Consider the following 25,524-nt stretch of genomic DNA (forward strand, 5'->3'; position numbering starts at 1 on the left):
TCCTATGACGCTGCATTCGAACGCCCTGCGCGACCACGCCTGCCTCATCGTGCACGGTCCGGACCAGCCCGGGCTGGTGGCCGCGGTGACGGGTCTGATCACCCGCAACAAGGCCAACATCGTCACGCTGGATCAGTACTCCGACAACCCCGAGGGCGGCGCCTTCTTCCAGCGCGTCCTCTTCCACCGCCCGGACCTGTCCGCGGCGATGCCGGAGCTGGAGGCGGACCTGGAGAAGACCCTCGGCCCCTACGGCATGACCTGGCAGCTGACCGACCAGTCCGTGCCCAAGCGGATGGCGATCCTCGCCTCCACGAGCGACCACTGCCTGCTCGAGCTGCTCTGGCGGCACCGTCGCGGTGAGCTGAACGTCACCATCCCGATGGTGATCTCCAACCACACCAACACGGCGGAGGACGTGCGCTCCTTCGGCATCCCGTTCTTCCACGTGCCCTCGCAGGGACCGGACAAGTCCGCGGCGGAGGCGGAGATCGTGAAGCTGCTCGCCGGGAACGTGGACTTCGTCGTCCTCGCCCGGTACATGCAGATCCTCTCCGACGACTTCCTCACGAACGTGGGCGTCCCGGTGATCAACATCCACCACTCGTTCCTCCCCGCCTTCATCGGCGCCGGCCCCTACAAGAAGGCCAAGGAGCGCGGTGTGAAGCTGATCGGCGCCACGTCGCACTACGTGACGAAGGACCTCGACGAGGGTCCGATCATCGAGCAGGACGTCGCGCGCGTCACCCACGCCATGAGCGCGGGGGACCTGCAGGCCCGGGGAGCGTACGTCGAACGTGCCGTGCTGTCCCGCGCCGTCCAGTGGCACGCCGAGGACCGGGTCATCCGGCACGGCAACCAGACCATCGTCTTCACCTGAGACCGGGCGCCTCGACCGAGGCGTCCACCGACAGAACAGAGAGGTTCCATCCGTGGCTAACAACCTTCAGGAAATGCTCGACGGGGCCAACCCCGTCGAGATGCTGCGCAACTCGCAGATCGGCTCCTACATCTACCCCGTCGTGCCGGCGGACTTCCAGAACTGGATCAAGGAGCAGCAGGCGTGGCGCAAGACCGCGGTCCTGTACGACCAGTCCCACCACATGGACAACGTGTTCCTCAAGGGCTCGGACGCGATCAAGCTGATCAGCGACACCGCGATCAACTCGGTCGCCAACTTCGCCGTGAACAAGGCGAAGCAGTACGTGCCGACCACCGCATCCGGTCACGTGATCGGCGACGGCATCCTCTTCCGCGAGGCGGAGGACGAGTACGTGTACGTCGGCCGTGCGCCCGCATCCAACTGGCTGCTGTTCCACGGTGAGACCGGCGGATACCAGAACCTCGACATCTCCGTCGACCGTCGCTCGCCCTCGCGCCCGTACGGCCACGCGGTGAGCCGTCAGTACTACCGCTTCCAGATCCAGGGCCCGAACGCCTGGGCCGTCATCGAGAAGCTCAACGGCGGACCGCTCGAGAAGATCGGCTTCTTCAACATGTCGACGATGCAGATCGCCGGCAAGGAGGTCCGCACGCTCCGCCACGGTATGGCCGGCGCCCCGGGCCTGGAGATCTGGGGTCCGTACGAGGACCACGACCTCATCCGCGACGCGATCGTCGAGGCGGGCGCCGAGTTCGGCCTCGTCCCCGTCGGTTCCCGCGCGTACCCGTCGAACACGCTCGAGTCGGGCTGGATCCCGTCGCCGCTGCCCGCCATCTACACCGGCGAGGCGGAGCGCGCCTACCGCGAGTGGCTCGGCACCGACAGCTACGAGGCCACCGGTACCCTCGCCGGCTCGTTCGTCTCCGACAACATCGAGGACTACTACATGACCCCGTGGGAGCTCGGCTACGGCTCCTTCGTGAAGTTCGACCACGACTTCATCGGCCGCGACGCCCTCGAGAAGATGGACAAGGACGCGCAGCGCAAGAAGGTCACGCTGGCCTGGAACGCCGAGGACCTCGCGAAGGTCTGGGGTTCGCTGCTGAACGTCGACGGCCCGAACTACAAGTTCTTCGACCTGCCGCTGGCGAACTACGGTTCGGCGAACTACGACTCGATCGTGGACGCGGACGGCACGAACGTCGGGTTCTCGATGTTCACCGGCTACAGCGCGAACGAGAAGCGCGGCCTCTCGCTCGGCGTCGTGGACCAGAACGTCCCCGAGGGCACCGAGCTCAAGGTCGTCTGGGGCGAGCCGAACGGCGGCACGTCGAAGGCGTCCGTGGAGCCGCACGAGCAGACCGAGGTCCGCGTCGTCGTGAGCCCCGTCCCGTACTCGACGGTCGCCCGTCAGACGTACCAGGGCGGCTGGCGCACCGGCTACGACAAGGCCTGATCCACCACCACGAGGGGTCCGGGCGCATGCGCTCGGGCCCCTCGTGCCATATCCGCCGCATCCCGCCGGTAGGGTCGGCAGACGGCGCCCGCGTCCTCCCGGGGGCGCGCTCCAGGAGGGAACCCGATGAGCCTGCGATACGCCCTGCTCGCGCTCGTGCGCGTGGGCCCGCAATCCGGCTACGACCTGCAGAAGCAGTTCGCGGTGTCGGTGGGCCACGTCTGGCACGCACCCGACTCGCAGATCTACCCCGAGCTGCGGAAGATGGAGAGCGAGGGGCTCATCCGTGGCGAGGAGCAGGCGCGGGGCGAACGCGGCACCCGGCGGATGTACCACATGACCCCGGCCGGCGAGCAGGCGTTCCTCGACTGGATGGCCTCTCCCCCCGACTACCAGCGCGTGCGCGATCCTGCGCACCTGCGCGCCGCCTACCTCGAGGCGGCCACCCCCGACCAGGCGCGCGCCTTCCTGCGCGCGCACATCGCCCAGTGGGAGGGCGAACTCGAGCAGTGGGAGGGTGAGCTCCGCCGCATCGACGCGGTGGACAACCCGATGCTCATGCGCCGCCTCGCCGTCACCGCCGACGAGGACCGCGAGCGCACCATCGCCTACAAGCGGTTCGCCTACGAGGGACTCGTGGAGCGCGCCCGAGGCGAGATCCACTGGGCCCGGCACGGGCTCGAGCTCGTCGACCGACTCGACGCCACTGAGGAGACGACATGACGACGACGCCCCGCACTTCGACGGGAACCGATCGCGCCCTCGCGGTGGCCGCGGTCCGCGACCTGCTGCTGGCCGTCGGCGAGGACGCCGACCGGCTGGGGCTGCTGCGCACGCCGGAGCGCGTAGCGGACCTGATGCTCGACCTCTTCTCCGGTCTCGGGGTCGACCCCGCCTCGGCGCTCGGGGCGCCCGTCGCCCTCACCGAGAACGAGCACCCCGGAGAGCTCGTCGGGATGACCGGCATCCCGTTCCGTTCGGTGTGCGAGCACCACCTGCTCCCCTTCGACGGGGTGGTGGACGTCTACTACGCACCAGAGCGCCACATCGCGGGCCTCAGCCGGATCGCCTCCCTCGTCGACCTCGCCGCCCGCCGCCCCCAGCTGCAGGAGCGTCTCGGCCAGCAGATCGCGGACGCCCTCATGACGGTGCTGCGCCCGCACGGGGTGGCCGTGCGGATCGAGGCGACGCACGGCTGCGTGGCACACCTCGAGCCGCGTGCCGCGTCGTCCCGGGCGGTCACGGTCGCCACGGTCGGCTCCATCCCCGACGCCACCTGGCGCCTCGCGGCGCGGGAGCACTCCGCGTCCTGAGGCCGGACCGCCTGCGCCGGAGTGCTCCGGCGCAGCCTTCCGCGTGCGTCCGGACGCCGGCCCGAAGGTCGCCTCCCGATTGTCGCAAAAATCGGCGACAATAGTGCTGACGATCCGCGCCGGACACGCCGGGCGAACCGCACGAGGGAAAGTGGTTGACGATGACGCTCACCCCCGAACCCGAGGTCGATGCCCTCGGTCGCCCCGATCTCGCGCAGCAGATCCGGGACTCCATCCTCGGCGGCGAGTTCGCGCCGCAGCAGCGGCTGATCGAGGCGGACCTGAGCGAGCGGTTCGATGCGACGCGGGCAGCCGTGCGCACGGCGCTGCTCACCCTCGCCAGCGAGGGCCTGGTCGAGCGGCTGCCGAACCGCGGCGCGCGCGTGCGCGCCATCAGCACGGCGGAGGCCATCGAGATCGTCGAGGTGCGCGTGGGCCTGGAATCCCTCTGCGCGCGCAAGGCCGCGGAGAACGTGGACGAAGCGGGCATCGCCGTGCTCACCGAGCTGCGGGACGGGATCGAGGCCGCCCTCGCCGCCGGGAACCTCGTCGAGTACTCCCGTCTGAACCAGGAGATGGACCGGCGCATCCAGGAGCTCAGCGGGCACACGACCGCGATCCAGCTGCTGGAGCGGCTGCGTGCGCAGTCCGCGCGCCACCAGTTCCGCCTGGCCTTCCACCCCGGGCGCGCGACGCAGTCCGCCCCGGAGCACATCGCCATCATCGACGCCGTCGTCGCGCGGGACCCGGATGCGGCGGAGGCGGCGACCCGCGCCCACCTGGCCGGCATCGTGCAGATGCTCCGCAACCTCGACTGAGGCACCCCCGCACCGAGACCGCATCCTCCGCACGAGACTGCGCGGATCACGGTCCGTCTCGTGCCGCCGATGCAGTCTCGCGGGTGATCGGGACGCGAAAGGGCGGCCCGGCGGGAAAGCCGGACCGCCCTTCTCGTCAGCGGTGGATCAGCCGAAGTCCTGCACGGTGGCGTAGCCGGCACCGTTGTACTTCTGGACGACCACGGTCGACACGGCCGGCAGGCCGTCCTCAGTGGTGTTCACGGAGGTGCCCTCCAGCATGAACGGCGCTTCCAGCCCGTCCACGGAGCGCAGCGCCTCCATGAAGTTGTCGCGGGTCGGCTCGGTCATCTGCTCGAACACCGTCTGCAGCGTCGCGCCGACCTGGTAGCTCCACACGCAGTGCGGGAAGGCCGGGACGTCGGAGTAGTTCGCGTACTCCTTCAGCTGGTCGAGGAACTGCTGCCCCTCCGCCTCCTCCGCGAAGGTGGGGCTGGACGCAGACTGGGCGAACGCGACGGTGTACACGCCCGGGAAGGCGTCGCCGCCGCCAGGGGTGACGATCGCGCCCGGGCTGGACGTGTTCGAGGGCAGGAACCAGCTCGGCAGCCAGCTCAGCTGCTGGGCCTTCTCGAGCGCCGAGATCACCAGCGGGGTGATCGACATCGCGTTGAAGAAGACGTCGGCGTCGGTGGAGGCGAGCTCCGTCAGCTGCGCGTCGACCGAGGTGTCGGTGGCCTCGTAGGTCAGCTCCTTGACGACCTCGACGTTGTCGGCACCTTCGATGCCGTCCATGAAGCCCTCGACGTAGCCCTCGCCGTAGTCGTCGTTCTGCGCGAGGATGGCGACCTTGTGGTCCTGACCGGACTCGGCCAGGAGCTTGCCGAAGGCCTCGCCCTCGTTCTGGTAGATCGGCACGAAGCCGAGCTGCCAGGGGCTCTCCTCGGTCTCGCTGAAGATCGGGTCGCCGGTCATGACGAGCACCTGGGGCACCTCGTCGGCGATCGCGGCCTCGCGATAGGCGCGGTTCGTCGGCGTGCCGAGACCCGCCGTCATCGCGAAGACGCTGTCCTTGAGCTGGTCGTAGTTCGACTTCGCCTTCTGCGGGTCGTAACCGTCGTCGAGAGCCTTGATCTCGACCGTGCGGGTCTTGCCGTCGCCGAACTCGACACCGCCGTCGGCGTTGACCGCGCCGAAGTATGCCGTGATCCCCGCGACGGTGCAGGTGCCGGGGCCGGCGGTGGAACCGCTGAGCGGGGTGGTGATGCCCAGGGTGATCTTCTCGTCCGTGATGCCGGGGCTCGCGGTGGCCGCGCCATCCGACCCGCCACCGTCGCCGCCTCGCGCACAACCGCTGAGCGCGAGCGCAACGGCGGACGTCAGGGCGACGACGCCGAGGACACTCCTCGTACTCTTTCGCATGTTCATGCTTGATCTTGCCTCTCTGTGTTGGTGCTCTCCGTAACGGTCCGCTCCGTTGCGGGCCGAGACGGAGAGGTCGATGGCGAACCGGACCGGCCGGTGCCGCCGCGGGACCGTCGCACCGCGCGCGCGATGCGGCGCGGCAGCGAGACGAGCCCGCCGGGAAGGACGAACAGGACGAACAGCAGCAGGGCGCCCTGCAGCAGCGCGGTCAGGTTCGGGTCGATGACGTTGGTCAACTGCGGGACCAGCACGTAGTACGCGCCGCCGAGGAGCGACCCGACGATGCTGGCGGCACCGCCGATGACCATGGACGCGAGCAGGGTGATGGAGTGACCGAAACTCATGGTCTCGGGCGAGGTGTACTGCACCACCGCCATGTAGAGGAACCCGGCCACCCCGCCGATGATCGCCGCGACGGTGAAGGCCATCACCTTGTAGCGGTACGGCGAGACGCCCATCGAGGAGGCCACCGCCTCGTTCGACTTCACGATCGCGAACGCACGGCCGTACTTACCGTGCACGAGGTTGCGGGTGAGGAGGAAGACGATCCCGCCGATGATCAGGACCAGGTAGAACTGCCACTGATCGTCGTACAACCCCGACCATTCCGGTGCGTCCGAGAACCGCGCCGAGACCCCCTGCGATCCGCCGGTGATGTCGGAGAGCCGCTTGGCGAGCGGGACTCCGACGATCGGCAGCGCGATCGTGACCATTGCGATGGCAAGGCCGCCGAGCCGTGCGGCGGCGAGCGCGATCACGAGCCCGAGCACACCCGGCACCACGATGCTGAGCAGGAACACCAGGGTGATGTTCCAGCCCTCGGCGACGCCCCACGCCGTGGCGTACGCGCCGACTCCGACGAAGAAGATCTGGCCGAGCGACACCTGGCCGGTGTAGCCCATCACCACGTTCAGTCCCAGTACGGCCACGGCGAAGACACCGATCCGGGCCAGTGTCTGGTTCGCGAACTCGGGCAGGCCGAGCGGGGCGACGATGAGCAGCACCACCACGAGGGCGACGATGAGCCACCGCACCCAGGGGCGGGAGAGGAATTCCGTTGCAGCGGACATCAGACGCGCACCACCGCTTTCCGGCCGAACAGACCCTGAGGTCGCACGAGGAGCACGACGAAGATGAGCAGGAACGGCACGACGACCTTGAGGTCGTAGCCGATGAAGGGGACGTAGACGGCGGCGAGGTTCTCCAGCACACCGATGAGCCAGGCGGCCACGACGACGCCGAAGGGGCTCGACAGGCCGCCGAGGATCACCGCCGCGAGGGCGTAGACCAGGGCGTTGTCCATCATCCCGGGGGTGAGGGTGAGCTGCGGCGCGACGAGCGCACCCGCGACGGCACCGAGCCCGGCCGCGAGGCCCCACCCCGCCATCAGGAGGCGTCCGACCGGCAGCCCCGAGAAGGAGGCCGACTGCGGGTTGACCGCGACCGCTCGCAGCGCCAGACCGAACTTCGTGCCCACGAACAGGCCCTGCAGCAACAGCATGATGGCGATGATCACGACGGTGGTCCCGATCGAGCGGACGCTGATCGAGGCGCCCAGCACCTGCACCGTGTCGAGCGGGAACAGCGACGGCATCTGCTGGTTGTTGTAGCTCCAGAGCCAGCCGCAGATCCCGGTGATCAGGGTGAGCAACCCGATGGTCACCACCACGGCGGTGTCCGGGTCGCCCCGCTCGAACCTCCGGATCACGTACCGCTCGAGGAACGCTCCCATCACGAACGAGAACAGCACGGCCAGCAGGATGGCGAGGATGAGCGGCACGCCGATCCCGGTGAACCACCACGCGACGTAGGCGGAGAGCACCGCCATCCCGCCCTGGGCGAAGTTGATGAGGCCGGTGGCCTGATTGACCAGCACGATCGCGAGCGCGAGCGCCGCGTAGATCGAGCCGGTGGAGAGCCCGTCGACGACGAGCTGAATGAAGGTACCCATCGGTCAGCCTCCCAGGTAAGCGCGTCGGATCTCGTCCATGCCCCGCAACTCCGCGGACGTGCCGGTGAGCACGTTCCGGCCGACTTCGAGCACCGTGGCGGTGTCGACGAGGCCGAGGGCGAGGTTGGCGTTCTGCTCGACGACGAGCATGGCGATCCCGGACTCCGCGCGGAGCCGGCGGATCGCGTCATAGACATTCTTGGCCGTGCTCGGGGCGAGCCCCAAGGATGCCTCATCGAGCAGGAGCAGTCGCGGCCGGGCCATGAAGGCGCGGGCGACGGCGAGCATCTGCTGCTCCCCCCCGGAGAGCGCGGAACCGTGCGAACGGTAGCGTTCCTTGAGGTTCGGGAAGAGGTCGAGAAGGTACTCGATGTCGGACTCGATGCCCTTGCGGTCCTTACGCAGGTACGCCCCGACGCGCAGGTTCTCCCGCACCGTGAGGTCGCTGAGCGTCCCGCGGCCCTCGGGGACATGCGCGATGCCGATGGCCGCCACCTGCTCGGGCCGCTTGCCCCGGATGTCCTTGCCGTCGAAGGTGATCTTCCCGCCCGCGCGCACCACGCCGGTGATCGCGCGCAACGTGGTGGTCTTCCCCGCTCCGTTGGCGCCCAGGATGCCGACGGCACCGCCCTCCGGAACGGACAGCGACACCCCCTCCAGCACCTGTACGGGACCGTAGAACGCGGTGACGTCCTCGAGCTCAAGCAACGTCATCGACGGCGTCCTTTCCGATGTAGGCCTCGATGACGCGCGGGTCCGACTGCGCCTCTGCGGCGGTGCCCTCCATGAGCTTGCTCCCGTGATCGAGGACGACGACGCGGTCCGTGAGCGCGGCGATCAGACCCATGTGGTGCTCGACGATGACCACGGTGATGTCGTCGTGATCCCGGATGTCCCGGACGGTCTGGATGAGCTGCTCCACTTCGGAGTGCGGGAGCCCGGCGGCCGGCTCGTCGAGCAGGAGCAGCTGGGGCCGGGAGAGCAGCGCGCGGCACAGCTCGATGCCCTTGTGGAGCCCGTGCGACAGTTCATCCGCGGGCAGGCCCGCCGCCCAGTCGAGCCCCGTGCGCTCGAGCAGCGTGAGCGCCTCTGCACGCAGTTCCCGTTCGGTGCGACGTGTGCGCGGAGCGCGGATCGACCACTCGAGCGGGCCGCCGGGGAGCCGGGTGTGCGCGCCGAGCAGGACGTTCTCGAGGACGGTGGAGTTCAGCTGCAGGGCCGGATGCTGGAACGTGCGAGCAAGGCCGCGTCGGGCCAGGCTCGCCGGGTTCGAGCCGAGCATCTCCTCACCGTCGATCGTGATGGAGCCCGAACTCGGCCGGTAGTGCCCGCTGATGCAGTTGAACAACGAGGTCTTTCCCGCGCCGTTCGGACCCACGAGTCCGAAGATCTGACCCGGCTCGACCGTGAACCCCACGTCCTGGAGCACACTGATCCCACCGAACCGCAGATTGACCTCTTGCAGAGTCAATCGAGCTGCCATCGCTCACCTTTCGACCGTCGTTGCCTCATCGCGACGAATCGGAGCGATCCCGCCCCGCTCATGGGACGGTACGGATCCGCGCTCAGATTGTCAACGATTTTGGCGTGCACCGTCGCGGACGATATCGAACCGTGCCTTAAGCCCTACGGCTGCGGGGTACCCGGCGCGGCGGGACGCAGGGAGAAGAAGCGCAGGTCACTCGCGAATTTCCGTTCATACGAAATCGACTGGCGTCCTTCCGCAGCCGGGCGCACCATCGGAGGAAACGACAGGAAGGTCGACGATGACATCCGAATCCCTGGCAGCCGCCATCGCCCGCACCGGGAGCCCGGTGGAGCTCCTGCGCAATCAGAACTGGCCCGCATTCACGTTCCCCGTCGCCCCGGAGTTCACCAACTGGCGCGACGAACAACGGTCGTGGAACACCACGGTCGCGCTCATGGACCAGTCCCACCACATGACCCAGCTCTTCCTCGGCGGGGCGGACCTCATCCCGACCCTCGAGACGATCTCGCCGAACACGTTCGCCACGTTCCGGCCCGGGGTCGCCAAGCAGCTGATCTCGGTCAACCGGGACGGGTACCTGATCGGCGACGGCATCCTGTTCTACAACTCGGCCGATGCCGAGGGCCTGGTGCTGGTCGGACACCACATCCTCATCGACTGGGTGCGCTTCACGATCGAGAAGGCTCAGGCCGCCGGCAAGGACGTGCACATGCGCCTCGAACCGAACTCGCACATGCGCCAGGGCCCGCCCACGTTCTACCGCTACGAGCTGCAGGGTCCGCGCGCGGACGACGTGATGGAGAAGCTGTTCGACGGGCCCGTCCCCGAGGTCAAGTTCTTCCACATCGGCGACTTCACGATCGCCGGCCGACAGGTCAAGGGGCTGCGCCACGGGATGGCCGGGCAGCCCGGGTTCGAGTTCTTCGGCCCGTGGGCGGACAACGAGGCGGTCCTCGAGGCGATCATGGCGGCCGGTGAGGGATTCGGCATCCGTCGCATCGGGGCGAAGGCGTACTCGGCGACCCCGCTGGAGTCGGGCTGGGTCCCCACCCCCTTCCCCGCCGTCTTCGACGACGACATGGCGGAGTACCGCGAGTGGCTGCCGGCGGAGCGCATCGGCTCCGTGGCCGGCTCACTCTTCTCCGAGGACGTGCACGATTTCTACCTGACCCCCTACGACCTGGGACTGGGGCGTTCGGTGCGTTTCGACCATGACTTCCACGGACGGGCGGCGCTCGAGAAGCACGCCGCCGCCCCCCGGCGGCGGAAGGTGACGCTGCTGTGGAACGCGGAGGACGTCGCCGACGTCGTCCGCTCCCAGCTCGAACCCGGCACCCCGGCGAAGTTCCTGGACTTCCCGAAGGCCCGCTACGGCCTCTACCAGATGGACGAGGTCCGGCGCGGCGGTGAGCGGGTCGGCATCTCGACGGATGCCGGCTACGTCGCCTACGACCAGCTGTACATGTCGCTGGCCACGGTCGATGTGGGCCTGGCCGACGGGACCGAGGTCGAGGTGGTCTGGGGCGAGGACCCGATCTCGGCGAAGGACTCGGTCGACCAGCATCACCGTCAGGTGACGATCCGGGCGACGGTCGCGCCGGCTCCGTACCACGAGTGGGCGCGGACGGTCTATCGCGCCTGAGGAGGGCGCCGGGGGCGTGCCGGATGTGTAGGGTCCTGGGAGGAGGACGCGATGGCGCGTGGATCGGCCGGTCAGTCGGCGCTGCATCGGCACTTGCGGGTGCTCGATGCCTTCGACGCATTACGCCCGTTCCTGACGCTCGGCGAGATCGCGGACGCTGCCGGCATGCCCCCCTCGACGGCCCACCGCATCGTCGGCGAGCTGACCGCGGAGGGCCTGCTGGAGCGGCTGCCGGACCGGACCTACCGGCTCGGCGTCCGGCTCTGGGAGTACGCCTCCCGGACTCCGGGGGCGCTCGGCCTCCGCGAGGTCGCGCGCCCCTGGGTCGCCGCCGCGCACGCGCGCATCGGGCAGCACGTGCAGCTCGGCGTGCGGGCGGGCACGGACGTGCTGTTCGTCGAGCGGATCTCCGCACCGGACGCCGTCGTGAACGCGACCCTGATCGGGGGCAGGATCCCGCTGCACGCATCCTCGAACGGACTGGTCCTGCTCGCCTACGCCCCCGAGGACGTGGTGGACGCCCTGACCGCCGGCGGCCTGCGCGCGTACACCTCGCGGACGCTCACGACCGCCACGCAGCTGCGTGCGGTGCTCCGGCGCATCCGTGTCGACGGATACGCCATCGCCGCCGGGCACATCCACCTGGAGTCGCGCGGGCTGGCGGTACCCGTGCACGGTCCCGACGGGAGCGTGTACGCGGCGATGGGGGCCGTCATCCCGAACGACGGGTCGGCGGAGTCCGCCGTGCTGGAGACCCTTCGGGTCGCGGCCGCCGGGGTGACCCGGGCGCTTCGCGCCACCTACGCGGCCAGCGGCGACGAGGACGTCGCCCTGCACGGCCCCCGCCCGGACGCCGGCGTCTCGGCACGGTCCTGGGAGTACATCGCGGCCCTCGCCGCGCAGGGGCGGTGACCCGCTCCTGGACGCCGCCGGGCTACCGGTGGGCCCGGGGTGCGTCGGTGGGTGCCCCCGCCTGTTCCAGCTCGGCCGCGAGCTCCGCCTTCAGCCCGGGCAGATCGATCTTGCCGTGCGGGCTGCGTCCGAGCGTCTCCCGGACGAACAGGTGGCGCGGTTTCTTGTACCCGGCGAGCCGGGCGTCCAGGTGCGCGCGCAACGCCTCGGCGTCGACGTCCGCACCGCCCTGCGTCACGACCACGGCCGTCACGACCTCGCCGTAGCGCGGGTCCGGCATCCCGATCACCACCGCGTCGAGGATGGGCGGGAACTCCATCAGCGCCTCCTCGATCTCCACCGGGTAGACCTTCTCGCCCCCGGTGTTGACCACGGCGCTCCCCCGGCCCAGCAGCTCCACCGTGCCGTCGCCCTTCGTGACGGCCCAGTCTCCCGCCATCACGTGACGCACACCGTCGATGACCGGGAACGTGGCCCGGGTCTTCTCCTCGTCGCCGTAGTACCCCCGCGGAAGCGTGCCGCGGAACCCCAGCAGCCCCTTCGCCCCGGCGACGTCCTGCACCTCCCGCAGCTCCTCGTCGAGCACGACGGCACCGGGCAGCAGCCGGAGCCGCCCGGGGACGTCTTCGGCGGATGTCGTGACGTTCACGGCATACGGTCCGCCCTCCGTCGAGGCCAGCAGATCGGTGATCGTCAGCGGGCCGCGCTCGTGCAGACGGCGCTTGACCTGCGGGCTGAACCGCATCCCGGAGCTGATCACCGAGTCGACCTGCCCGAAGCGCTCCAGGCCCGCCCGCTCCACGGCCTCGACGAGCGGGAGCGCGATGGCGTCCCCGGCGACCACGATGCGGGTCGCCCCGGTCTCGACGGCGAAGCGCACCGTGGCGTCCGCATCGAACCGCGGCGAGTCGAGGACGCACACGGTCCCGCCCAGGGCCAGCGTGTTCATCGACGTGAACAGCGCCGTGCCGTGCATGAAGGGCGCCAGGGGCAGCGAGGTCACGCGGGGCGTGCCGGGATCGGATGCGACGGCCAGCACGTCGTCCATCGTCTCGGGCAGAGCCATCCCCACGGTCCCGTAGATCGAGTAGAGCTGGACGGACAGGATCTCGTCCGCGCCCCAGACGACCGCCTTGGGCCGCCCGGTGGTCCCGCCGGTGTAGATCCACAATTCGCCATCCGGCGGCGGCGCGGCGGGCAGCTCCCCGGCCACGGCGATGGCCTGCTCCCAGGTCACGCCGCCGGCGATCGGTTCGACGGCTTGTTCCGCGTCGTCGATCACGATGAGTCCCGGGGCCTGCGCCCACCCCTCGGTCGCCTCCCGGACGGTCTCCGTCAGCGACGCGGCGTACAGGAGCGTGCGCGCCCCCGAGTCCTCCAGGAGCGCGCGCACCTCCGCAGCCCGGTAGCGGTAGTTCAGCGGCACCGGGACCACGCCGGTCGCGAGGCAGGCGAACAGCGTGACCACGTACTCGGCGCGGTTGTACAGGAGGATCGCCACCGCGTCACCGGCGCGGATCCCGCGCTCGTCCAGGTGACGCGCGAGAGCCCCGGCCTCCTCGTGCATCCGCCCGTAGGTGAGGACGCCCCCGGGCGTGACGACGGCGGGGCGCTCCGGGAACGCCCGTGCGACGGCCTGCCAGATGTCGCTGTAGTGGCCTCTCATCCGAACTCCTTCGTTCGAGGGACGGGTCAGCGGGACGAGCGCGGCCCGGACGGCTGCGCCAGCGCGGCGAACTGCTCCCGCCACGCCGAGTCGATCTCCGCCGCACTCCACCCCCCGGGGTGGTCGGCCGTGGCCAGCACGTCCGGGTGCGAGTAGAGGGTGAGGCGGTCGCCACCGATGCCGATCGCCTGCCCCGTCACGTCGCCGGAGCGGTCGGAGGCGAGCCAGACGATGAGGGACGCGACGTCCTCGGGGGTACCCAGCGCGTGATCGCGGCGGTACTCCTCGGGGATGCCCTTGCCCGCCACGTAGTCCTCGTACACCTGCGTGTAGGCGGGGATGGTGGCCGTCATCGGGCTCAGCGCCGTCGGGATGACCGCGTTGGCGGTGATACCCGCCCGGGCGAGCTCCAGCGACCACGTGCGCGCCATGGCCACGAGCCCCGCCTTCGCTGCGGCGTAGTTCGTCTGCCCGAAGCTCCCGAACTGCCCGGCCGGAGAGCCGATGAGCACGATCCGGCCGCCCTGTTCCTGAGCCTTCATCGCGACGGCCGCGGCACGGCCGCACGTGAACGAACCGCGCAGGTGCGTCGTGATCACGGCGTCGAAGTCGTCGTCCGACATCTTCCACAGCACGCGGTCCCGGAGGACGCCCGCGTTCGCGACGAGCACGTCGAGCCGGCCGTAGGTGGAGATCGCCGTCTCGACGAGGAGGTCCGCGGTCTCGGAGGAGCCCACCGCCGCGACGACGGCCGTCGCCTGCCCGCCCGCATCCGTGATGTCCGCCACGGTCCGGGCGGCGCTCTCGGCGTCGACGTCGTTCACGACGACAGCCGCCCCCGCCGCGGCCATCGCGATCGCGTACGCACGGCCGAGGCTGCGGCCGGATCCGGTGACGATCGCGACGCGGCCGTCGAGCCGGATGTCGCTCGTGTCCATGGGTGAGCCCTCTGACATGTGGTGTCCTTCCGCGTCTTCGCGTGCGCGAGCAGCGATGCTCGCAGTTACAGGTCACCTGAAATCTATGCCCGGTCCGCCGGAGCCGTCAACGGTCAGCGGCGTGTCCTGCCGGACCCGCGCCCTGTGCGCTAACGTGAGCGCCGCGAGGAGGCCACCGTGGAACCGCAGCGCAGCACCATCGTGTACGTCGTCAAGCAGCTCGAGCTGGCGTTGCGGCCGCGCTTCCTCGCCGCCTGCGCAGAGGCGGGCATGACCGGTGCCCAGTACACGGCCCTCACCGTGCTCGAGCGACGGCCCGGCATCACCAGCTCCGAACTCGCCCGCCGCTCCTTCGTGCGGGCGCAGACCATGGCCGCCACGATCGACCCGCTGCTGGAGGCGGGACTGGTGCGCCGGGAACCCGACCCCGAGCACGGCCGGCGGATGCTGCTCTTCCTGACCGAGGCTGGTGCGGCGGCGATCGAGATCCTCGATCCGCAGGTCGCCGGAGTCGAGGAACTCATGCTGGCCGACTTCGACGCGGACGAGCGCGCCACCTTCGCGGATCTGCTGCGTCGCGCACGGGTGTCGCTCGACGAGCGCGGTCACCGCGCGCCGCCGGCCGGGCAGTGAGCGGATCCCGCTCGCCCTCCACCCGGCCGTCGCCTCAGCTCTTCCGGTAGTTCTCCCGGGCGAACCGCGAGTACGGCGCGGGGGCGACCGTCGCCCGGATCTCCACCTGACGGTGCGGTTCGACGGCGGGCTTACGGGAGACGGGATGCTCGCCCCACGTCACGACCACCCGCATGCCCGGCTCGGCATATGCCTCCTCGATGCTCGCGAGTGAGGCGAAGACCTGCTCGTTGGTGATGTAGCCGCAGTCGTGGGAGATTCCCACATCCACGCCGTCCACGGTGACCCGATCCACCTGGTAGAGCCCGTACCGGGCCTTGGGCAGATCGATGAACTTCGCCGGCGTCCCCTCCTCGTACAGCGATCGCTGCGCCGCGGCCACGTCCTCGGGGTCCCAGATCAGCGTCACCTTGCGGCGCCGGTCACCCGCGGCGTGCTGCTCGAGGGCCGCACGGCCGATGAACTCGTGGTCGAACGCGACGCTGCGCCCGTACCCCAGGTCGTACGGAGTGAGGTAGAAGTCCTCGATGTCGTCCGAGACGAAACTGCCGGCGAGCGAGCCGAGCCGGGCGGCGGGCAGCCACTCCAGGTAGTCGCCGGAGCGGGCACCGGTGAAGATCGCCGGAAGCGGCGAGGGCACCCACGCGGACTCCAGGTTCGCAGAGGAGTAGGCCTTCGACCCCACCAGCACGAGCCCGAACTCCTCGCCGGCCGCGATGATCGCGTCCCGGACGCGGGCACCGTCGGACCACGGCCCGAACAGCTCGAACCCCGGCTGGCCCGCCATCCCGTGACGCAGGGAGCGGACGGTGGTGCCGGCGATCTCGAAGGTCGCCATGCCGAAGAACCTCGTCGGCGGGACGGGGGCGCCGGTCAGCTTCTCCATGAGCGCGAGGGCGTGGGGCCCCTGCAGCTCGTAGCGGTAGAACCGCGGGTCCTCGCCCGCCGCCCGCATGAGGGAGTTGGCGTCCCGCTCGAAGGTGACGTCGTAGTCGCCGGTCTCGCCGATGAACTGCACCCAGTCCAGCACCATGTACCAGCCGACCAGGTCGTAGACCTGCTCCTCGAGGTGGAACAGGATGGCGTCGCCGATGAGATAGCCCTCGTCGTTGACGGCCACGAACTGCTTGGCCGCGTCGACCGGGAACGACGCGAAGCTGTTGACGCCCGTGTCCGCCAGCAGGCGCAGGGCGTCCGGGCCGGAGATGAAGAGATCGGTCATGTGGTGGGACTGGTCGAGCAGGGCGACGCTCTCGCGCCAGGACCGCTGCTCCGAACGCCAGTTACTGAACTCCGGCGTGACCGGGAAGATCGTCGGCCGCGCCTGCGCGTTGCGCAGCAGTTCGACGGCGCTTCCCGCCCGGGCGATGGCGGCTGCAGCGGATTCGGTCATGGCGAACTCCTTCGTTCGGTCGGTCGGGTCGAGTGCCATGTTAGGAAGCCCGGCTCATTCGCGGGGCCGTTGTGCATAATTACTGCTTATGGATCGGCAACGACGCCTTACCCGCCCGCGACGGTCTCCGTCGCCGGCGCTGCACAACTCCGGCAATCCGCGGGTGCCGGGCCGGGACCGGCCGACCAGGGGCCTCCGGTGCAGGAGTTGTGCCGCCCGCGCCACCCGCACCGCGACCGGGGGGCGGGAGCCGGCATGGATCTGAACCTCATCCGGGTCTTCGTCGCGGTCGCCGAGACGCGGAGCCTCACCGCCGCGGCCGCACGTCTGTACGTGACCCAGCCCGCGGTCAGCCAGGCGCTCGGGCGACTGCGGCGGGAACTCGACGACCCGCTGTTCCGGCGGGTGGGGCGGGTCATGGAACCGACGCCGCTGGCCGAGAGCGTCTACCCGGGGTTCCGCGAGGCGGTCGCGGCCGTCGACCGCACCCTCGACGGGGTGCACCGCTTCGATCCGGCGGACTCCGAGCGCACCTTCCGGATCGCCCTGAGCGAGCTGGGCGAGATCGGCTGGCTCCCCGCGATCGTCCGCGCTGTACGCGCCCACGCCCCGGCCATGCGGATCGAGGTCGCGCCCATGGATGTGCTCGCCCTGCCGGAGTGGCTCGCCCGCGGCACGGTGGACCTCGCCGTCACGCCGTCTCCGGTGCCGGGCCGCTTCGAGAAGGTCGTGCTGAAGACGCAGGGCTACGGGGTCGTGATGTCGGCGCGGCACCCCCTGGCCGACGGGCCGCTGGAGCTGGCGGCATACGCGTCCGCCGCCCACGTCGTCGTCGCGAGCGACTCGGGCGCGCCGGCCGTCGGCCAGGCGCTGCGGAACGCGGGGGTGACGATCGAACCGCGGGTCGCCGCGAACCACTTCGCCGCCCTCCCCCCGCTGCTGGCGGGGAGCCGGGACCTCATCGCCACCATGCCGGACACGATCGCCGAGGGCTGGGCGCGCACCTGGCCGCTCGTGGTCCGGCCGCTTCCGTTCGAGATGCCGGCGATCGACGTGAGCCTCTACCGCCGATCCACGACCCAGCACACGGCCGCACTGGACTGGCTCTTCGGCACGGTGGCGCACGCCATCCGCGGCTCCTCAGGCAGGTTCCAGGTGATCCACGGCGACGCCACCGGGCCCTGAGTCCGAGCCGCAGGACCGTCACCGCAGACGCGAGGCCGCTCCCGCTCGGGTGAGCGGGAGCGGCCTCGGCCCTGCGGGTCAGCGGATCAGAGCGCTCCGCTGGTCCGCCAGCCGCCCTGGTACTCCTGCCGAGCCGTCTCCGCGTACGGGACGGGGCTGACGACAGCGCGCACGGCGATCTGGTCGTGCGGTTCGACGGTCGTCTTCTTCGATCCGCCGTTCGGCTCGCCCCAGACCACGCGCACCTCCGCGCCGATCGGCACGTCGCGGTCGACCGTGGCGAGCGAGAGGCCGCGCTTCTCGTTGGCCGTCACACCCGTGAACAGCGACAGGCCCACGTTGTTGCCGTCCGCGTCGATCACGGCGTCGTAGTTCGACGACCCGTAGTTCGCGTTGGGCAGGTCGAAGAACTGGTAGCCCACGCCCTCGCGGTCGATGACCGAGGTGAGGATCTTCGCGAGGTCCTCGTCGTTCCAGGCCAGCGTGACCTTCTTGCGCTGGGCCTCCGGGTCGACCTTCTCGAGCGCGTCGCGGCCGATGAAGTCGTGGTCGAACTTGACGAACGAGCCGTACCCGAGCTCCCACGGGTTGAGGTAGTAGTCCTCGATGTTGTCCGAGACGAACGAACCGGCGAGGGCGTTGATCGCCTCGTAGCTGTTGGCGGGCAGCCACTCGCGGTAGGCGCGCTCGGCCTCGCTCGTGTAGATCGCGGGCAGCGGTGACGGGATCCAGCCCGACTCCAGCGTGTTCGACGAGTACGCACGCGAGCCGCAGGGCTCGATACCGAACTCGCGACCGGCCTCGAGCACGGCGTCGCGGATCTTGCCGTGCTGCTCGTACGGGCCCCAGATCTCCAGTCCCGGGGCGCCGGCCATGCCGTGACGGAGGGTGTGCACCCGCTCGCCGGCGATGGTCATCTCGCCCATGTGGAAGAACTTGACCTTCTCGAGCGTCCCGCCGTTGAGCTTCTCGATGATGTTCCAGGCGTTCGGGCCCTGGATCTGGAAGCGGTAGTACTCGCGGTGCACCGCCGCGCCGTAGGGGCGCGAGGGCGAACGGTCGTCGTAGCGGAACTCGACGTTGTAGCCGCCGGTCTCGGCGTGGAACTGCAGCCAGTTCGCGCCGGGCGCGCGACCGACGTAGACGTAGTGCCCTTCCGTCTCGTGGAAGAGGATGCCGTCACCGATCACGCCGCCGTTGGATGCGGTCGGGACGAACTGCTTCGCCGTGTTCACCGGGAAGTTGGCGAACGAGTTGATTCCGGTGTCACTGAGCAGCTTCAGCGCGTCGGGCCCGGAGACGAAGAAGTTGACCATGTGGTGGGTCTGGTCATACAGCACGGCGGTCTCGCGCCACGCCTTCTGCTCGCGCCGCCAGTTGGTGAACTCCGCCGGAACGACGGGGTAGATGTAGGTTCCGAGCTGGGAGTCACGGAGCATCTCAACGATGTTCCCCTTCTCGTCCAGCAGCTCCTGCAGGTTACGTGCCATGGGTGTCACTCTCGACTTCCTTGTCCGAATAGGCCTAGCCGCGATCGTACGGAAGACCATTTACCTCTGTCCATAGTGAATTTCGTCAACATGATTGTAAACAAAATCTTGACCATTTCACCAGCGCTGTGGTTCGCTGAGTGGAAACAATCGGCAACGGCGCCCTCGTCGGCGCCCATGCTCGGATCGGCGGCGAGGTCCCGACGAGCGCCGATCCCGGACAGGAGTGCACATGTCAGAGGTCACCCCCGCGCTGCTGGTGGTCAGCGCCCACGCCGGAGACTTCGTCTGGCGCGCCGGTGGCGCGATCGCCGCCGCGACTGCGCGCGGAGAGCGAGCCACGGTCGTCTGCCTCAGCTACGGTGAGCGCGGCGAGTCCGCCAGCCAGTGGCTGCAGGGCAAGTCGCTCGACGAGATCAAGGACATCCGCCGCGCCGAGGCCGAAGCCGCCGCGGCAGCCCTCGGCGCCGAGATCGAGTTCCTCGATCTGGGCGATTACCCGCTGCGCGAATCGCCGGAGGCCGTGACGGCGCTCGTCGACGTCTACCGCCGCGTGCAGCCGACGGTCGTGCTCACCCACCCGCTCGCCGACCCCTACAACGGCGACCACCCGGCCGCAGCGCGCATGGCCCTCGAGGCGCGGGTCCTCGCCCAGGCGATCGGCGTCGCGAACTCCGACGGTTCCGTCCCGACCAAGGACGAGATCATCGGCGCCCCGCCGGTGTTCTTCTTCGAACCGCACCAGCCCGAGCAGTGCGACTTCAAGCCGAACGTGCTGCTCGACATCACCGACGCCTTCCCGGCCAAGCGCGCCGCGATGGAGTGCCTGCCCGCGCAGAAGCACATGTGGTCGTACTACACCGACCTCGCGGTGCGCCGCGGCGTGCAGGTCAAGCGGAACGCCGGCCCGAACCTGGGACTGGCGCACGAGACGATGGGCGAGGCGTACATGCGCTACTTCCCGGAGGTCACCGGGGTGCTCGGATGAACCAGCCCGTCATCGTCACCGACATCGCGCGAGCGGATGCGGCAGCCGCCGACGCCCTCGCCGAGCACGGCGTCGCGACGGTGCACGAGGCCATGGGACGGACGGGGCTCGTGGGCCCCGACATCCGCCCCATCCAGGATGGCGTGCGGATCGCCGGCACGGCGGTGACGATCCTGCAGGCCCCCGGGGACAACCTCATGATCCATGCGGCGGTCGAGCAGTGCCGCGACGGGGACGTCCTGGTCATCGCCACGACCTCCCCCTCCACCGACGGCGCCTTCGGCGACCTCTTCGCGACCGCGCTGAAGGCCCGCGGCGTCCGCGGCATGATCACGACCGGCGGCGTGCGCGACATCGCGGACCTGCGCGAGATGGACTTCCCGGTGTGGTCCCGCGCGGTGCACTCGCAGGGGACGGTGAAGGCGACGCCCGGCTCGGTCAACGTGCCGATCGTGGTCGACGGAGCGGTCGTGAATCCCGGCGACGTGGTCATCGCGGACGACGACGGGATCGTCGTGGTGCCGCGGCTGCAGGCGGAGGCGGTCGTCGCCGCCGCCGAGGCACGCGTGGCGAAGGAGGCGGCCGACCGCGACGCCTACGGCAGCGGCCGGGAGCTGAGCCTGGACCGCAAGGGGCTGCGGCCTCTCCTCGCGGACCTCGGCGTGGAGTACGTCACCCAAGCGGAGTACGACGGTGGCGGCCGCTGACACGGCGCGCACCGGCATCCCCTGCATGCTGATGCGCGGCGGGACCTCCAAAGGCGCGTACTTCCTCGCCGAAGACATGCCCGGGGACCCCGCCGAGCGCGACGACCTGCTGCTCCGGATCATGGGCAGCCCCGACCCCAGCCAGATCGACGGTCTGGGCGGCGCGCACCCGCTGACCTCCAAGGTCGCGATCGTCTCCCGCTCCACCGAGCCCGGCATCGACGTGGACTACCTCTTCCTGCAGGTCGCCGTCGAGGAGCCGGTGGTCGCCGATGCGCAGACCTGCGGCAACCTCCTGGCCGGCATCGGCCCCTTCGCGATCGAGCGCGGTCTCGTGGCGGCATCCGGCGACGAGAGCACGGTCCGCATCCGCCTGCTCAACACCGGCGACGTCGCCACGGCGACGTTCGCCACCCCCGGCGGCCTTCCCGACTACGACGGGGACACCGCGATCGACGGGGTGCCCGGCACCGCGGGCCGGATCACCCTGGAACTCACCGGCGGGGACAAGCCCCTCCTCCCGACCGGCCGGCCGGCGGACGACATCGACGGACACCGCGTCACCCTGATCGACAACGGGATGCCGGTGGCATTGCTCCGGGCGGACGAGTTCGGGGTCTCCGGCGACGAGTCCCCCGCCGAGCTCGAGGAGCGCGCCGACCTGCACGAGGCTCTCGAACGCGTGCGGCTCGAGGCGGGGCGGCTCATGGGTCTCGGCGACGTCGCCGCCCAGACGGTCCCGAAGATGTTCCTGCTCTCGCCCCCGCGTCGCGCCGGCGCGATCTCGACGCGCGCCTTCATCCCGGCCCGCGTGCACACCTCCATCGGGGTGCTCATGGCCGCTTCCGTGGCCGCCGGCATCCGCATCCCGGATGCGGTCGGCTCCGATCTCGCGGTCCTCGCCGACCCGGACGTCACCGACATCGAGCACCCGAGCGGAACCTTCTCCGCCACCGTCGGCGTGACCCGGGATGCCGACGGCACCTGGCGCGCCGCATCCACCTCCATCCGCACCGCCCGCAAGATCTTCGACGGCCGGGTCTTCCCCCGGCCCCGGCGGTAGCGGGCGGATTCTTTCCCACGTCAGAGAGGACACCCCATGGCCCATTCCGAGAATTTCGATCTCGCCCACGTCGGCGCGATCGAACTGTTCACCCCCAAGTTCGAGGAGAGCCTGCACTTCTTCCGCGATCTCCTCGCGATGCGCGAGGTCGCCCGCATCGGCGACTCGGCGTACCTGCGCTGCTGGGACGAGTACCAGCAGTACTCCCTCAAGCTCACCGCCTCCGACACGAACGGCGTCGGACGCACGCTCTTCCGCACGACCAGCGAGGAGGCGCTGCAGCGCCGTGTCGCCGCGATCGAGAAGACGGGCCTCGGCCACGGCTGGCGCGAGCCGGAGGTGGGCGTCGGACGCTCCTACGAGTTCGAGGACCCGGACGGGCACCTCATGGCCCTCTACTTCGACACCGAGCTCTACGTCGCCGACGACGAGGACCGCCCCGCGCTGAAGAACCAGGCGTCGGCGTACCCCGGACGCGGCATCAACGTCCGCCGCCTCGACCACATCAACTACCTGGCCAGCGATGTCACGAAGGCCGGTGAGTTCTGGCGCGACACCATGATGGTGCGCGAGTCGGAGCGGGTGCGCCTGGACGAGGGCGGCTATGCGGCCTGGTGGTTCCGGTTCCACCAGAAGTCCTACGACGTCGTGTACTCCGACGACTGGACGAAGGAGCGCGGGCGTTTCCACCACTTCGCCTTCGCCCCGGACTCGCGCGAGGACATCCTCAAGGCTGCCGACATCTGCCTGGAGAACGGCATCTACATCGAGTACGGCCCGTACAAGCACGCCATCAACCAGACGTTCTTCCTGTACGTCTGGGAGCCGGGCGGGAACCGCATCGAGTTCGCCACCGCGCAGGGCCGACTCATCCTCGACCCCGACTGGCCGGTCGTGGAGTGGACGCAGGCCGAGCGGGCGAAGGGCCAGGCCTGGGGGATGAAGACGGTGGCCACCTTCCACACGCACGGCACCCCGTACGTGGAGAACCAGGAGGAGATCGACCGTCAGGCCCTGGCCGGCAACCACTGACCCGCTCCGCCCGCACGTCCCTTCCCGCGAGACTGCAGGCACACCACGAGACTGCGCGTGATCCGCGCAGTCTCGTGGTGTGCCTGCAGTCTCGCGGTCTTTCCGGGGCGGGCGGCTTGCAATAGTTGGTGTACTGAGCATATGGTTGCGGTGCCGCAGCACGTCGGACCGACGATCGAAGGGGATCAGCATGCAGTTCTACCGTGACGGATACCGACCGGGCGATCCCGACGTGCAGCCGGCGGCGCCGGAGGCGCTGACCCGCAGCGCCGACCTCCCCGCGGAGATCGACGTGCTCATCGTCGGCACCGGCCCCGCGGGCACCGTCCTGGCCGCGCAGCTGGCGGCGTTCCCCGGCATCACGACACGGATCGTGGAACGCCGCGGCGGCCCGCTCCAGGTCGGGCAGGCGGATGGCGTCGCCTGTCGCACGGTCGAGATGTTCGAATCGTTCGGCCTCGCCGACGCACTCCTGCGCGAGGCCTACTGGGTCAACGAGGTGCGCTTCTGGAGCCCCTCCGAAGCGGACCGCTCGAAGATCGCGCGCACCGGATGGGTGCAGGACACCCCGGAGGGACTCAGCGAGTTCCCCCACGTGATCGTGAACCAGGCCCGGATGCAGCAGTACCTGCTCGACCACGCCGCCCGCTCGGCGAGCCGACTGACTCCGGACTACGGCATCGAGCTGGTCACCCTCACCGTGGGCGACGGCGAGTACCCGGTCGAGGTGACCCTGCGCCGCACCGAGGGGCCGCGCGACGGCGAGGAGTTCACCGTGCGCGCCAAGTACGTCGTCGGATGCGACGGCGCGCGCAGCAACGTCCGCCGCGCCATCGGCCGGGAGCTGCGCGGCGACGCCGCCAACCACGCCTGGGGCGTCATGGACGTGCTCGCCACCACGGACTTCCCGGACTGGCGCACCAAGAACGTCATCCAGTCCGCAGGAAAGGGCAGTCTCATCATGATCCCCCGCGAGGGCGGCAACATGGTGCGCTGCTACGTGGACCTCGGCGTCGTCGAGGCGGGCGACAGCGAGATCCGCAAGACCACCGTCGAGCAGCTCACGGCGGTCACGAACGCCATCCTGCACCCGTACTCGATCGACGTGAAGTCCGTGGCCTGGTCGTCGGTGTACGAGGTCGGCCAGCGTCTCGCCGACCGGTTCGACGACGTGCCCGCCGAGGACGTCCCCGCGCGTCTGCCGCACGTGTTCATCGCCGGCGATGCCTGCCACACCCACTCCGCCAAGGCGGGTCAGGGCATGAACGTCTCCATGCAGGATGCGTTCAACCTCGGCTGGAAGCTGGCCGCGGTGCTGGAGGGGCGCTCGGCGGCGAGCCTGCTGCACACCTACACCGCCGAGCGTCAGACGGTCGCGAAGGACCTCATCGAGTTCGACAAGTTCTGGTCGGCCTTCGTCGCCCAGCCCACCCTGGATCCGGCGCATCCGGAACTCGGCGGCGTGACCGCGGAGGCCATGCAGGCGGAGTTCGCGCGGCAGGGGCGGTACACCGCCGGACTCGCGACCCGCTACCTCCCGTCGCTCCTCACCGGCGCCGGCACGCACCAGGACCTCGCCGAGGGCTTCGAGATCGGCACCCGCTTCCACTCCGCTCCGGTGATGCGAGTCGCGGACGGCAAGCCCGTGCACCTCGGTCACGCCCACCGCGCCGACGGACGGTGGCGCATCTACGCCTTCGACGGCACGGACGGTGGTGGCCTGCGCGAGTTCGCGGAGTGGATCGGCACGTCCGAGGATTCGCCGGTCGTCCGCTTCCGGCCCGAGGGCGCTGACGTGGACGGCGTCATCGACGTGCACGGGATCTTCCGCGGCAGCCACCACGACATCGACGTGACCGCGCTGCCGGAGATGCTGATCCCACGGACGGGTCCGCTGGGCCTTCAGGACTGGGAGAAGGCCTGGGCCGCCGACCCGCGGGACGACATCTTCGCCGCGCGCGGCATCGCCGCATCCGGTGCCGTCGTCGTCGTCCGGCCGGATCAGTACGTCGCCCACGTGCTCCCGCTCACGGCCCGCGCCGAGCTCACCGGTTTCTTCGCCGGCTTCCTGGTCGAGCAGCGCGCGACCGCGCGGCGATGACCCCGGCCGAGATGGAGGAGCCGGAGCCCCAGCGGCACACCGGCTACCTCATCCGGCGCGCGCAGCAGGCGCACGTGGCGGCGTGGACCCGTCTCGTGTCCACCGAGATCACGAGCGTGCAGTACTCGATCCTCGTCACGCTCGAGCGGCTCGGCGAGGCGAGTCAGCGGGTGCTGTGCGACGAGATCGACCTGGACCGCTCGACGATCGCGACCCTCGTCGCACGCATGGAGCGGAAGGGTCTGATCGAGCGTCGCCGGGCTGTGGACGATGCGCGGCGCAACACCGTCACGCTCACCCCGCTCGGTCTCGAGGAGCGCCACCGGCTGCGTCCCCTCGTGGACGAGATGGATGCCACGCTCACCGGGATGCTGACCGCGGTCGAGCGGGATCAGCTGCGCCAGGCGCTCGGCCGCATCCTGCGGGACCAGCCGGTCTCCTGAGCCACCCGGGGCCGCCA

General features: G+C 70.0%; 24 protein-coding genes. 15 read left to right on the forward strand and 9 right to left on the reverse strand.

Annotation, left to right across the window (positions count from 1 at the left end; genetic code table 11):
• The first annotated feature begins 4 nt into the window (after positions 1 to 4).
• The 5 genes from purU to F6J84_RS14255 all read left to right on the forward strand — a co-directional run bounded on the left by purU (position 5) and on the right by F6J84_RS14255 (position 4,470).
• Positions 5 to 880, forward strand: a complete 876-nt coding sequence (gene purU / locus F6J84_RS14235) for a formyltetrahydrofolate deformylase (RefSeq protein WP_150974435.1) — start codon at positions 5 to 7, stop codon at positions 878 to 880.
• A 52-nt stretch (positions 881 to 932) separates the two neighbouring features.
• The gene (gene ligM / locus F6J84_RS14240; RefSeq protein WP_238702527.1) at positions 933 to 2,339 is read left to right on the forward strand and encodes a vanillate/3-O-methylgallate O-demethylase; all 1,407 of its coding nucleotides are present in this window, start codon (positions 933 to 935) and stop codon (positions 2,337 to 2,339) included.
• Positions 2,340 to 2,465: 126 nt separating this feature from the next.
• Positions 2,466 to 3,062, forward strand: a complete 597-nt coding sequence (locus F6J84_RS14245; protein WP_150974436.1) for a PadR family transcriptional regulator — start codon at positions 2,466 to 2,468, stop codon at positions 3,060 to 3,062.
• Positions 3,059 to 3,652, forward strand: a complete 594-nt coding sequence (gene folE, locus F6J84_RS14250; protein WP_150974437.1) for a GTP cyclohydrolase I — start codon at positions 3,059 to 3,061, stop codon at positions 3,650 to 3,652. Before F6J84_RS14245 ends, folE begins: the two co-directional genes overlap by 4 nt.
• Before the next feature lie 161 nt (positions 3,653 to 3,813).
• Positions 3,814 to 4,470: a GntR family transcriptional regulator gene (locus F6J84_RS14255; RefSeq protein ID WP_150974438.1), complete on the forward strand. Its 657-nt coding sequence runs from the start codon at positions 3,814 to 3,816 to the stop codon at positions 4,468 to 4,470.
• Between the two features lie 147 nt (positions 4,471 to 4,617).
• Here the strand turns inward: F6J84_RS14255 and F6J84_RS14260 are convergent, their stop codons facing one another.
• Genes F6J84_RS14260 through F6J84_RS14280 form a run of 5 tightly spaced genes read right to left on the reverse strand, consistent with a single transcriptional unit; the run spans position 4,618 to position 9,308 of the window.
• The gene (locus F6J84_RS14260; protein WP_150974439.1) at positions 4,618 to 5,871 is read right to left on the reverse strand and encodes an ABC transporter substrate-binding protein; all 1,254 of its coding nucleotides are present in this window, start codon (positions 5,869 to 5,871) and stop codon (positions 4,618 to 4,620) included.
• Between the two features lie 2 nt (positions 5,872 to 5,873).
• Positions 5,874 to 6,944: a branched-chain amino acid ABC transporter permease gene (locus F6J84_RS14265; protein WP_150893722.1), complete on the reverse strand. Its 1,071-nt coding sequence runs from the start codon at positions 6,942 to 6,944 to the stop codon at positions 5,874 to 5,876.
• Positions 6,944 to 7,825 (reverse strand): branched-chain amino acid ABC transporter permease, encoded by an 882-nt coding sequence (locus F6J84_RS14270; RefSeq protein WP_150893719.1) that lies wholly within the window; start codon positions 7,823 to 7,825, stop codon positions 6,944 to 6,946. The genes F6J84_RS14265 and F6J84_RS14270 overlap by 1 nt, the downstream gene beginning before the upstream one ends.
• A gap of 3 nt (positions 7,826 to 7,828) precedes the next feature.
• Positions 7,829 to 8,539: an ABC transporter ATP-binding protein gene (locus F6J84_RS14275; RefSeq protein WP_150893718.1), complete on the reverse strand. Its 711-nt coding sequence runs from the start codon at positions 8,537 to 8,539 to the stop codon at positions 7,829 to 7,831.
• The gene (locus tag F6J84_RS14280; RefSeq protein WP_150893716.1) at positions 8,526 to 9,308 is read right to left on the reverse strand and encodes an ABC transporter ATP-binding protein; all 783 of its coding nucleotides are present in this window, start codon (positions 9,306 to 9,308) and stop codon (positions 8,526 to 8,528) included. The genes F6J84_RS14275 and F6J84_RS14280 overlap by 14 nt, the downstream gene beginning before the upstream one ends.
• A 283-nt stretch (positions 9,309 to 9,591) precedes the next feature.
• On the opposite strand from F6J84_RS14280, the gene F6J84_RS14285 reads away from it, so the two are divergent.
• Together F6J84_RS14285 and F6J84_RS14290 are read left to right on the forward strand one after the other, a co-directional pair.
• A complete protein-coding gene (locus F6J84_RS14285) occupies positions 9,592 to 10,956 on the forward strand; it encodes an aminomethyltransferase family protein (protein ID WP_150974440.1) in 1,365 nt (454 codons plus the stop codon).
• A 51-nt stretch (positions 10,957 to 11,007) separates the two neighbouring features.
• Positions 11,008 to 11,868, forward strand: a complete 861-nt coding sequence (locus tag F6J84_RS14290; protein WP_150974441.1) for an IclR family transcriptional regulator — start codon at positions 11,008 to 11,010, stop codon at positions 11,866 to 11,868.
• Between the two features lie 22 nt (positions 11,869 to 11,890).
• Here F6J84_RS14290 and F6J84_RS14295 read toward each other — a convergent pair whose 3' ends face one another.
• Positions 11,891 to 13,534, reverse strand: coding sequence for an AMP-binding protein (locus F6J84_RS14295; protein ID WP_150974442.1), 1,644 nt, complete (start codon positions 13,532 to 13,534; stop codon positions 11,891 to 11,893).
• A 26-nt stretch (positions 13,535 to 13,560) separates the two neighbouring features.
• Positions 13,561 to 14,490 (reverse strand): SDR family NAD(P)-dependent oxidoreductase, encoded by a 930-nt coding sequence (locus tag F6J84_RS14300; RefSeq protein ID WP_238702528.1) that lies wholly within the window; start codon positions 14,488 to 14,490, stop codon positions 13,561 to 13,563.
• 159 nt (positions 14,491 to 14,649) lie between these two features.
• On the opposite strand from F6J84_RS14300, the gene F6J84_RS14305 reads away from it, so the two are divergent.
• A complete protein-coding gene (locus F6J84_RS14305) occupies positions 14,650 to 15,105 on the forward strand; it encodes a MarR family winged helix-turn-helix transcriptional regulator (RefSeq protein ID WP_202980457.1) in 456 nt (151 codons plus the stop codon).
• Positions 15,106 to 15,139: 34 nt separating this feature from the next.
• Here F6J84_RS14305 and F6J84_RS14310 read toward each other — a convergent pair whose 3' ends face one another.
• Positions 15,140 to 16,498, reverse strand: a complete 1,359-nt coding sequence (locus F6J84_RS14310; RefSeq protein WP_150974443.1) for an aminomethyltransferase family protein — start codon at positions 16,496 to 16,498, stop codon at positions 15,140 to 15,142.
• Positions 16,499 to 16,753: 255 nt separating this feature from the next.
• Between F6J84_RS14310 and F6J84_RS14315 the strand changes: the two genes are divergently transcribed.
• On the forward strand, positions 16,754 to 17,683 hold the full coding sequence (locus tag F6J84_RS14315) for a LysR family transcriptional regulator (RefSeq protein ID WP_150974444.1): 930 nt from the start codon (positions 16,754 to 16,756) through the stop codon (positions 17,681 to 17,683).
• Positions 17,684 to 17,769: 86 nt separating this feature from the next.
• On the opposite strand, the gene ligM (F6J84_RS14320) is transcribed toward F6J84_RS14315, so the two are convergent.
• Positions 17,770 to 19,173: a vanillate/3-O-methylgallate O-demethylase gene (gene ligM / locus F6J84_RS14320; RefSeq protein ID WP_150974445.1), complete on the reverse strand. Its 1,404-nt coding sequence runs from the start codon at positions 19,171 to 19,173 to the stop codon at positions 17,770 to 17,772.
• Between the two features lie 232 nt (positions 19,174 to 19,405).
• On the opposite strand from ligM (F6J84_RS14320), the gene F6J84_RS14325 reads away from it, so the two are divergent.
• The 6 genes from F6J84_RS14325 to F6J84_RS14350 all read left to right on the forward strand — a co-directional run bounded on the left by F6J84_RS14325 (position 19,406) and on the right by F6J84_RS14350 (position 25,507).
• Entirely contained in the window at positions 19,406 to 20,161 is a 756-nt protein-coding gene (locus F6J84_RS14325) for a PIG-L deacetylase family protein (protein WP_150892935.1), read from the forward strand.
• The gene (locus F6J84_RS14330; protein WP_150974446.1) at positions 20,158 to 20,868 is read left to right on the forward strand and encodes a 4-carboxy-4-hydroxy-2-oxoadipate aldolase/oxaloacetate decarboxylase; all 711 of its coding nucleotides are present in this window, start codon (positions 20,158 to 20,160) and stop codon (positions 20,866 to 20,868) included. Before F6J84_RS14325 ends, F6J84_RS14330 begins: the two co-directional genes overlap by 4 nt.
• Positions 20,855 to 21,931, forward strand: coding sequence for a 4-oxalomesaconate tautomerase (locus tag F6J84_RS14335; RefSeq protein ID WP_238702529.1), 1,077 nt, complete (start codon positions 20,855 to 20,857; stop codon positions 21,929 to 21,931). The genes F6J84_RS14330 and F6J84_RS14335 overlap by 14 nt, the downstream gene beginning before the upstream one ends.
• A 36-nt stretch (positions 21,932 to 21,967) precedes the next feature.
• On the forward strand, positions 21,968 to 22,963 hold the full coding sequence (locus F6J84_RS14340) for a VOC family protein (RefSeq protein ID WP_150892937.1): 996 nt from the start codon (positions 21,968 to 21,970) through the stop codon (positions 22,961 to 22,963).
• Positions 22,964 to 23,153: 190 nt separating this feature from the next.
• Positions 23,154 to 25,064, forward strand: a complete 1,911-nt coding sequence (locus F6J84_RS14345) for an FAD-dependent monooxygenase (RefSeq protein ID WP_150974447.1) — start codon at positions 23,154 to 23,156, stop codon at positions 25,062 to 25,064.
• On the forward strand, positions 25,061 to 25,507 hold the full coding sequence (locus F6J84_RS14350; protein ID WP_150974448.1) for a MarR family winged helix-turn-helix transcriptional regulator: 447 nt from the start codon (positions 25,061 to 25,063) through the stop codon (positions 25,505 to 25,507). Before F6J84_RS14345 ends, F6J84_RS14350 begins: the two co-directional genes overlap by 4 nt.
• Positions 25,508 to 25,524 lie beyond the last annotated feature (17 nt).

It is taken from the genome of Microbacterium caowuchunii (assembly GCF_008727755.1).
Classification (GTDB): domain Bacteria; phylum Actinomycetota; class Actinomycetes; order Actinomycetales; family Microbacteriaceae; genus Microbacterium; species Microbacterium caowuchunii.

Coding starts and splice junctions, on each gene's coding strand:
- F6J84_RS14285 (WP_150974440.1), top strand. CDS start 9,592: ATGACATCCGAATCCCTGGCAGCCGCCATCGCCCGCACCGGGAGCCCG.
- F6J84_RS14280 (WP_150893716.1), bottom strand. CDS start 9,308: ATGGCAGCTCGATTGACTCTGCAAGAGGTCAATCTGCGGTTCGGTGGG.
- F6J84_RS14310 (WP_150974443.1), bottom strand. CDS start 16,498: ATGACCGAATCCGCTGCAGCCGCCATCGCCCGGGCGGGAAGCGCCGTC.
- F6J84_RS14270 (WP_150893719.1), bottom strand. CDS start 7,825: ATGGGTACCTTCATTCAGCTCGTCGTCGACGGGCTCTCCACCGGCTCG.
- purU (WP_150974435.1), top strand. CDS start 5: ATGACGCTGCATTCGAACGCCCTGCGCGACCACGCCTGCCTCATCGTG.
- F6J84_RS14345 (WP_150974447.1), top strand. CDS start 23,154: ATGCAGTTCTACCGTGACGGATACCGACCGGGCGATCCCGACGTGCAG.
- F6J84_RS14260 (WP_150974439.1), bottom strand. CDS start 5,871: ATGCGAAAGAGTACGAGGAGTGTCCTCGGCGTCGTCGCCCTGACGTCC.
- F6J84_RS14340 (WP_150892937.1), top strand. CDS start 21,968: ATGGCCCATTCCGAGAATTTCGATCTCGCCCACGTCGGCGCGATCGAA.
- F6J84_RS14350 (WP_150974448.1), top strand. CDS start 25,061: ATGACCCCGGCCGAGATGGAGGAGCCGGAGCCCCAGCGGCACACCGGC.
- F6J84_RS14265 (WP_150893722.1), bottom strand. CDS start 6,944: ATGTCCGCTGCAACGGAATTCCTCTCCCGCCCCTGGGTGCGGTGGCTC.
- F6J84_RS14300 (WP_238702528.1), bottom strand. CDS start 14,490: ATGTCAGAGGGCTCACCCATGGACACGAGCGACATCCGGCTCGACGGC.
- F6J84_RS14245 (WP_150974436.1), top strand. CDS start 2,466: ATGAGCCTGCGATACGCCCTGCTCGCGCTCGTGCGCGTGGGCCCGCAA.
- F6J84_RS14325 (WP_150892935.1), top strand. CDS start 19,406: ATGTCAGAGGTCACCCCCGCGCTGCTGGTGGTCAGCGCCCACGCCGGA.
- folE (WP_150974437.1), top strand. CDS start 3,059: ATGACGACGACGCCCCGCACTTCGACGGGAACCGATCGCGCCCTCGCG.
- F6J84_RS14330 (WP_150974446.1), top strand. CDS start 20,158: ATGAACCAGCCCGTCATCGTCACCGACATCGCGCGAGCGGATGCGGCA.
- F6J84_RS14315 (WP_150974444.1), top strand. CDS start 16,754: ATGGATCTGAACCTCATCCGGGTCTTCGTCGCGGTCGCCGAGACGCGG.
- F6J84_RS14290 (WP_150974441.1), top strand. CDS start 11,008: ATGGCGCGTGGATCGGCCGGTCAGTCGGCGCTGCATCGGCACTTGCGG.
- F6J84_RS14295 (WP_150974442.1), bottom strand. CDS start 13,534: ATGAGAGGCCACTACAGCGACATCTGGCAGGCCGTCGCACGGGCGTTC.
- F6J84_RS14275 (WP_150893718.1), bottom strand. CDS start 8,539: ATGACGTTGCTTGAGCTCGAGGACGTCACCGCGTTCTACGGTCCCGTA.
- F6J84_RS14255 (WP_150974438.1), top strand. CDS start 3,814: ATGACGCTCACCCCCGAACCCGAGGTCGATGCCCTCGGTCGCCCCGAT.
- ligM (WP_150974445.1), bottom strand. CDS start 19,173: ATGGCACGTAACCTGCAGGAGCTGCTGGACGAGAAGGGGAACATCGTT.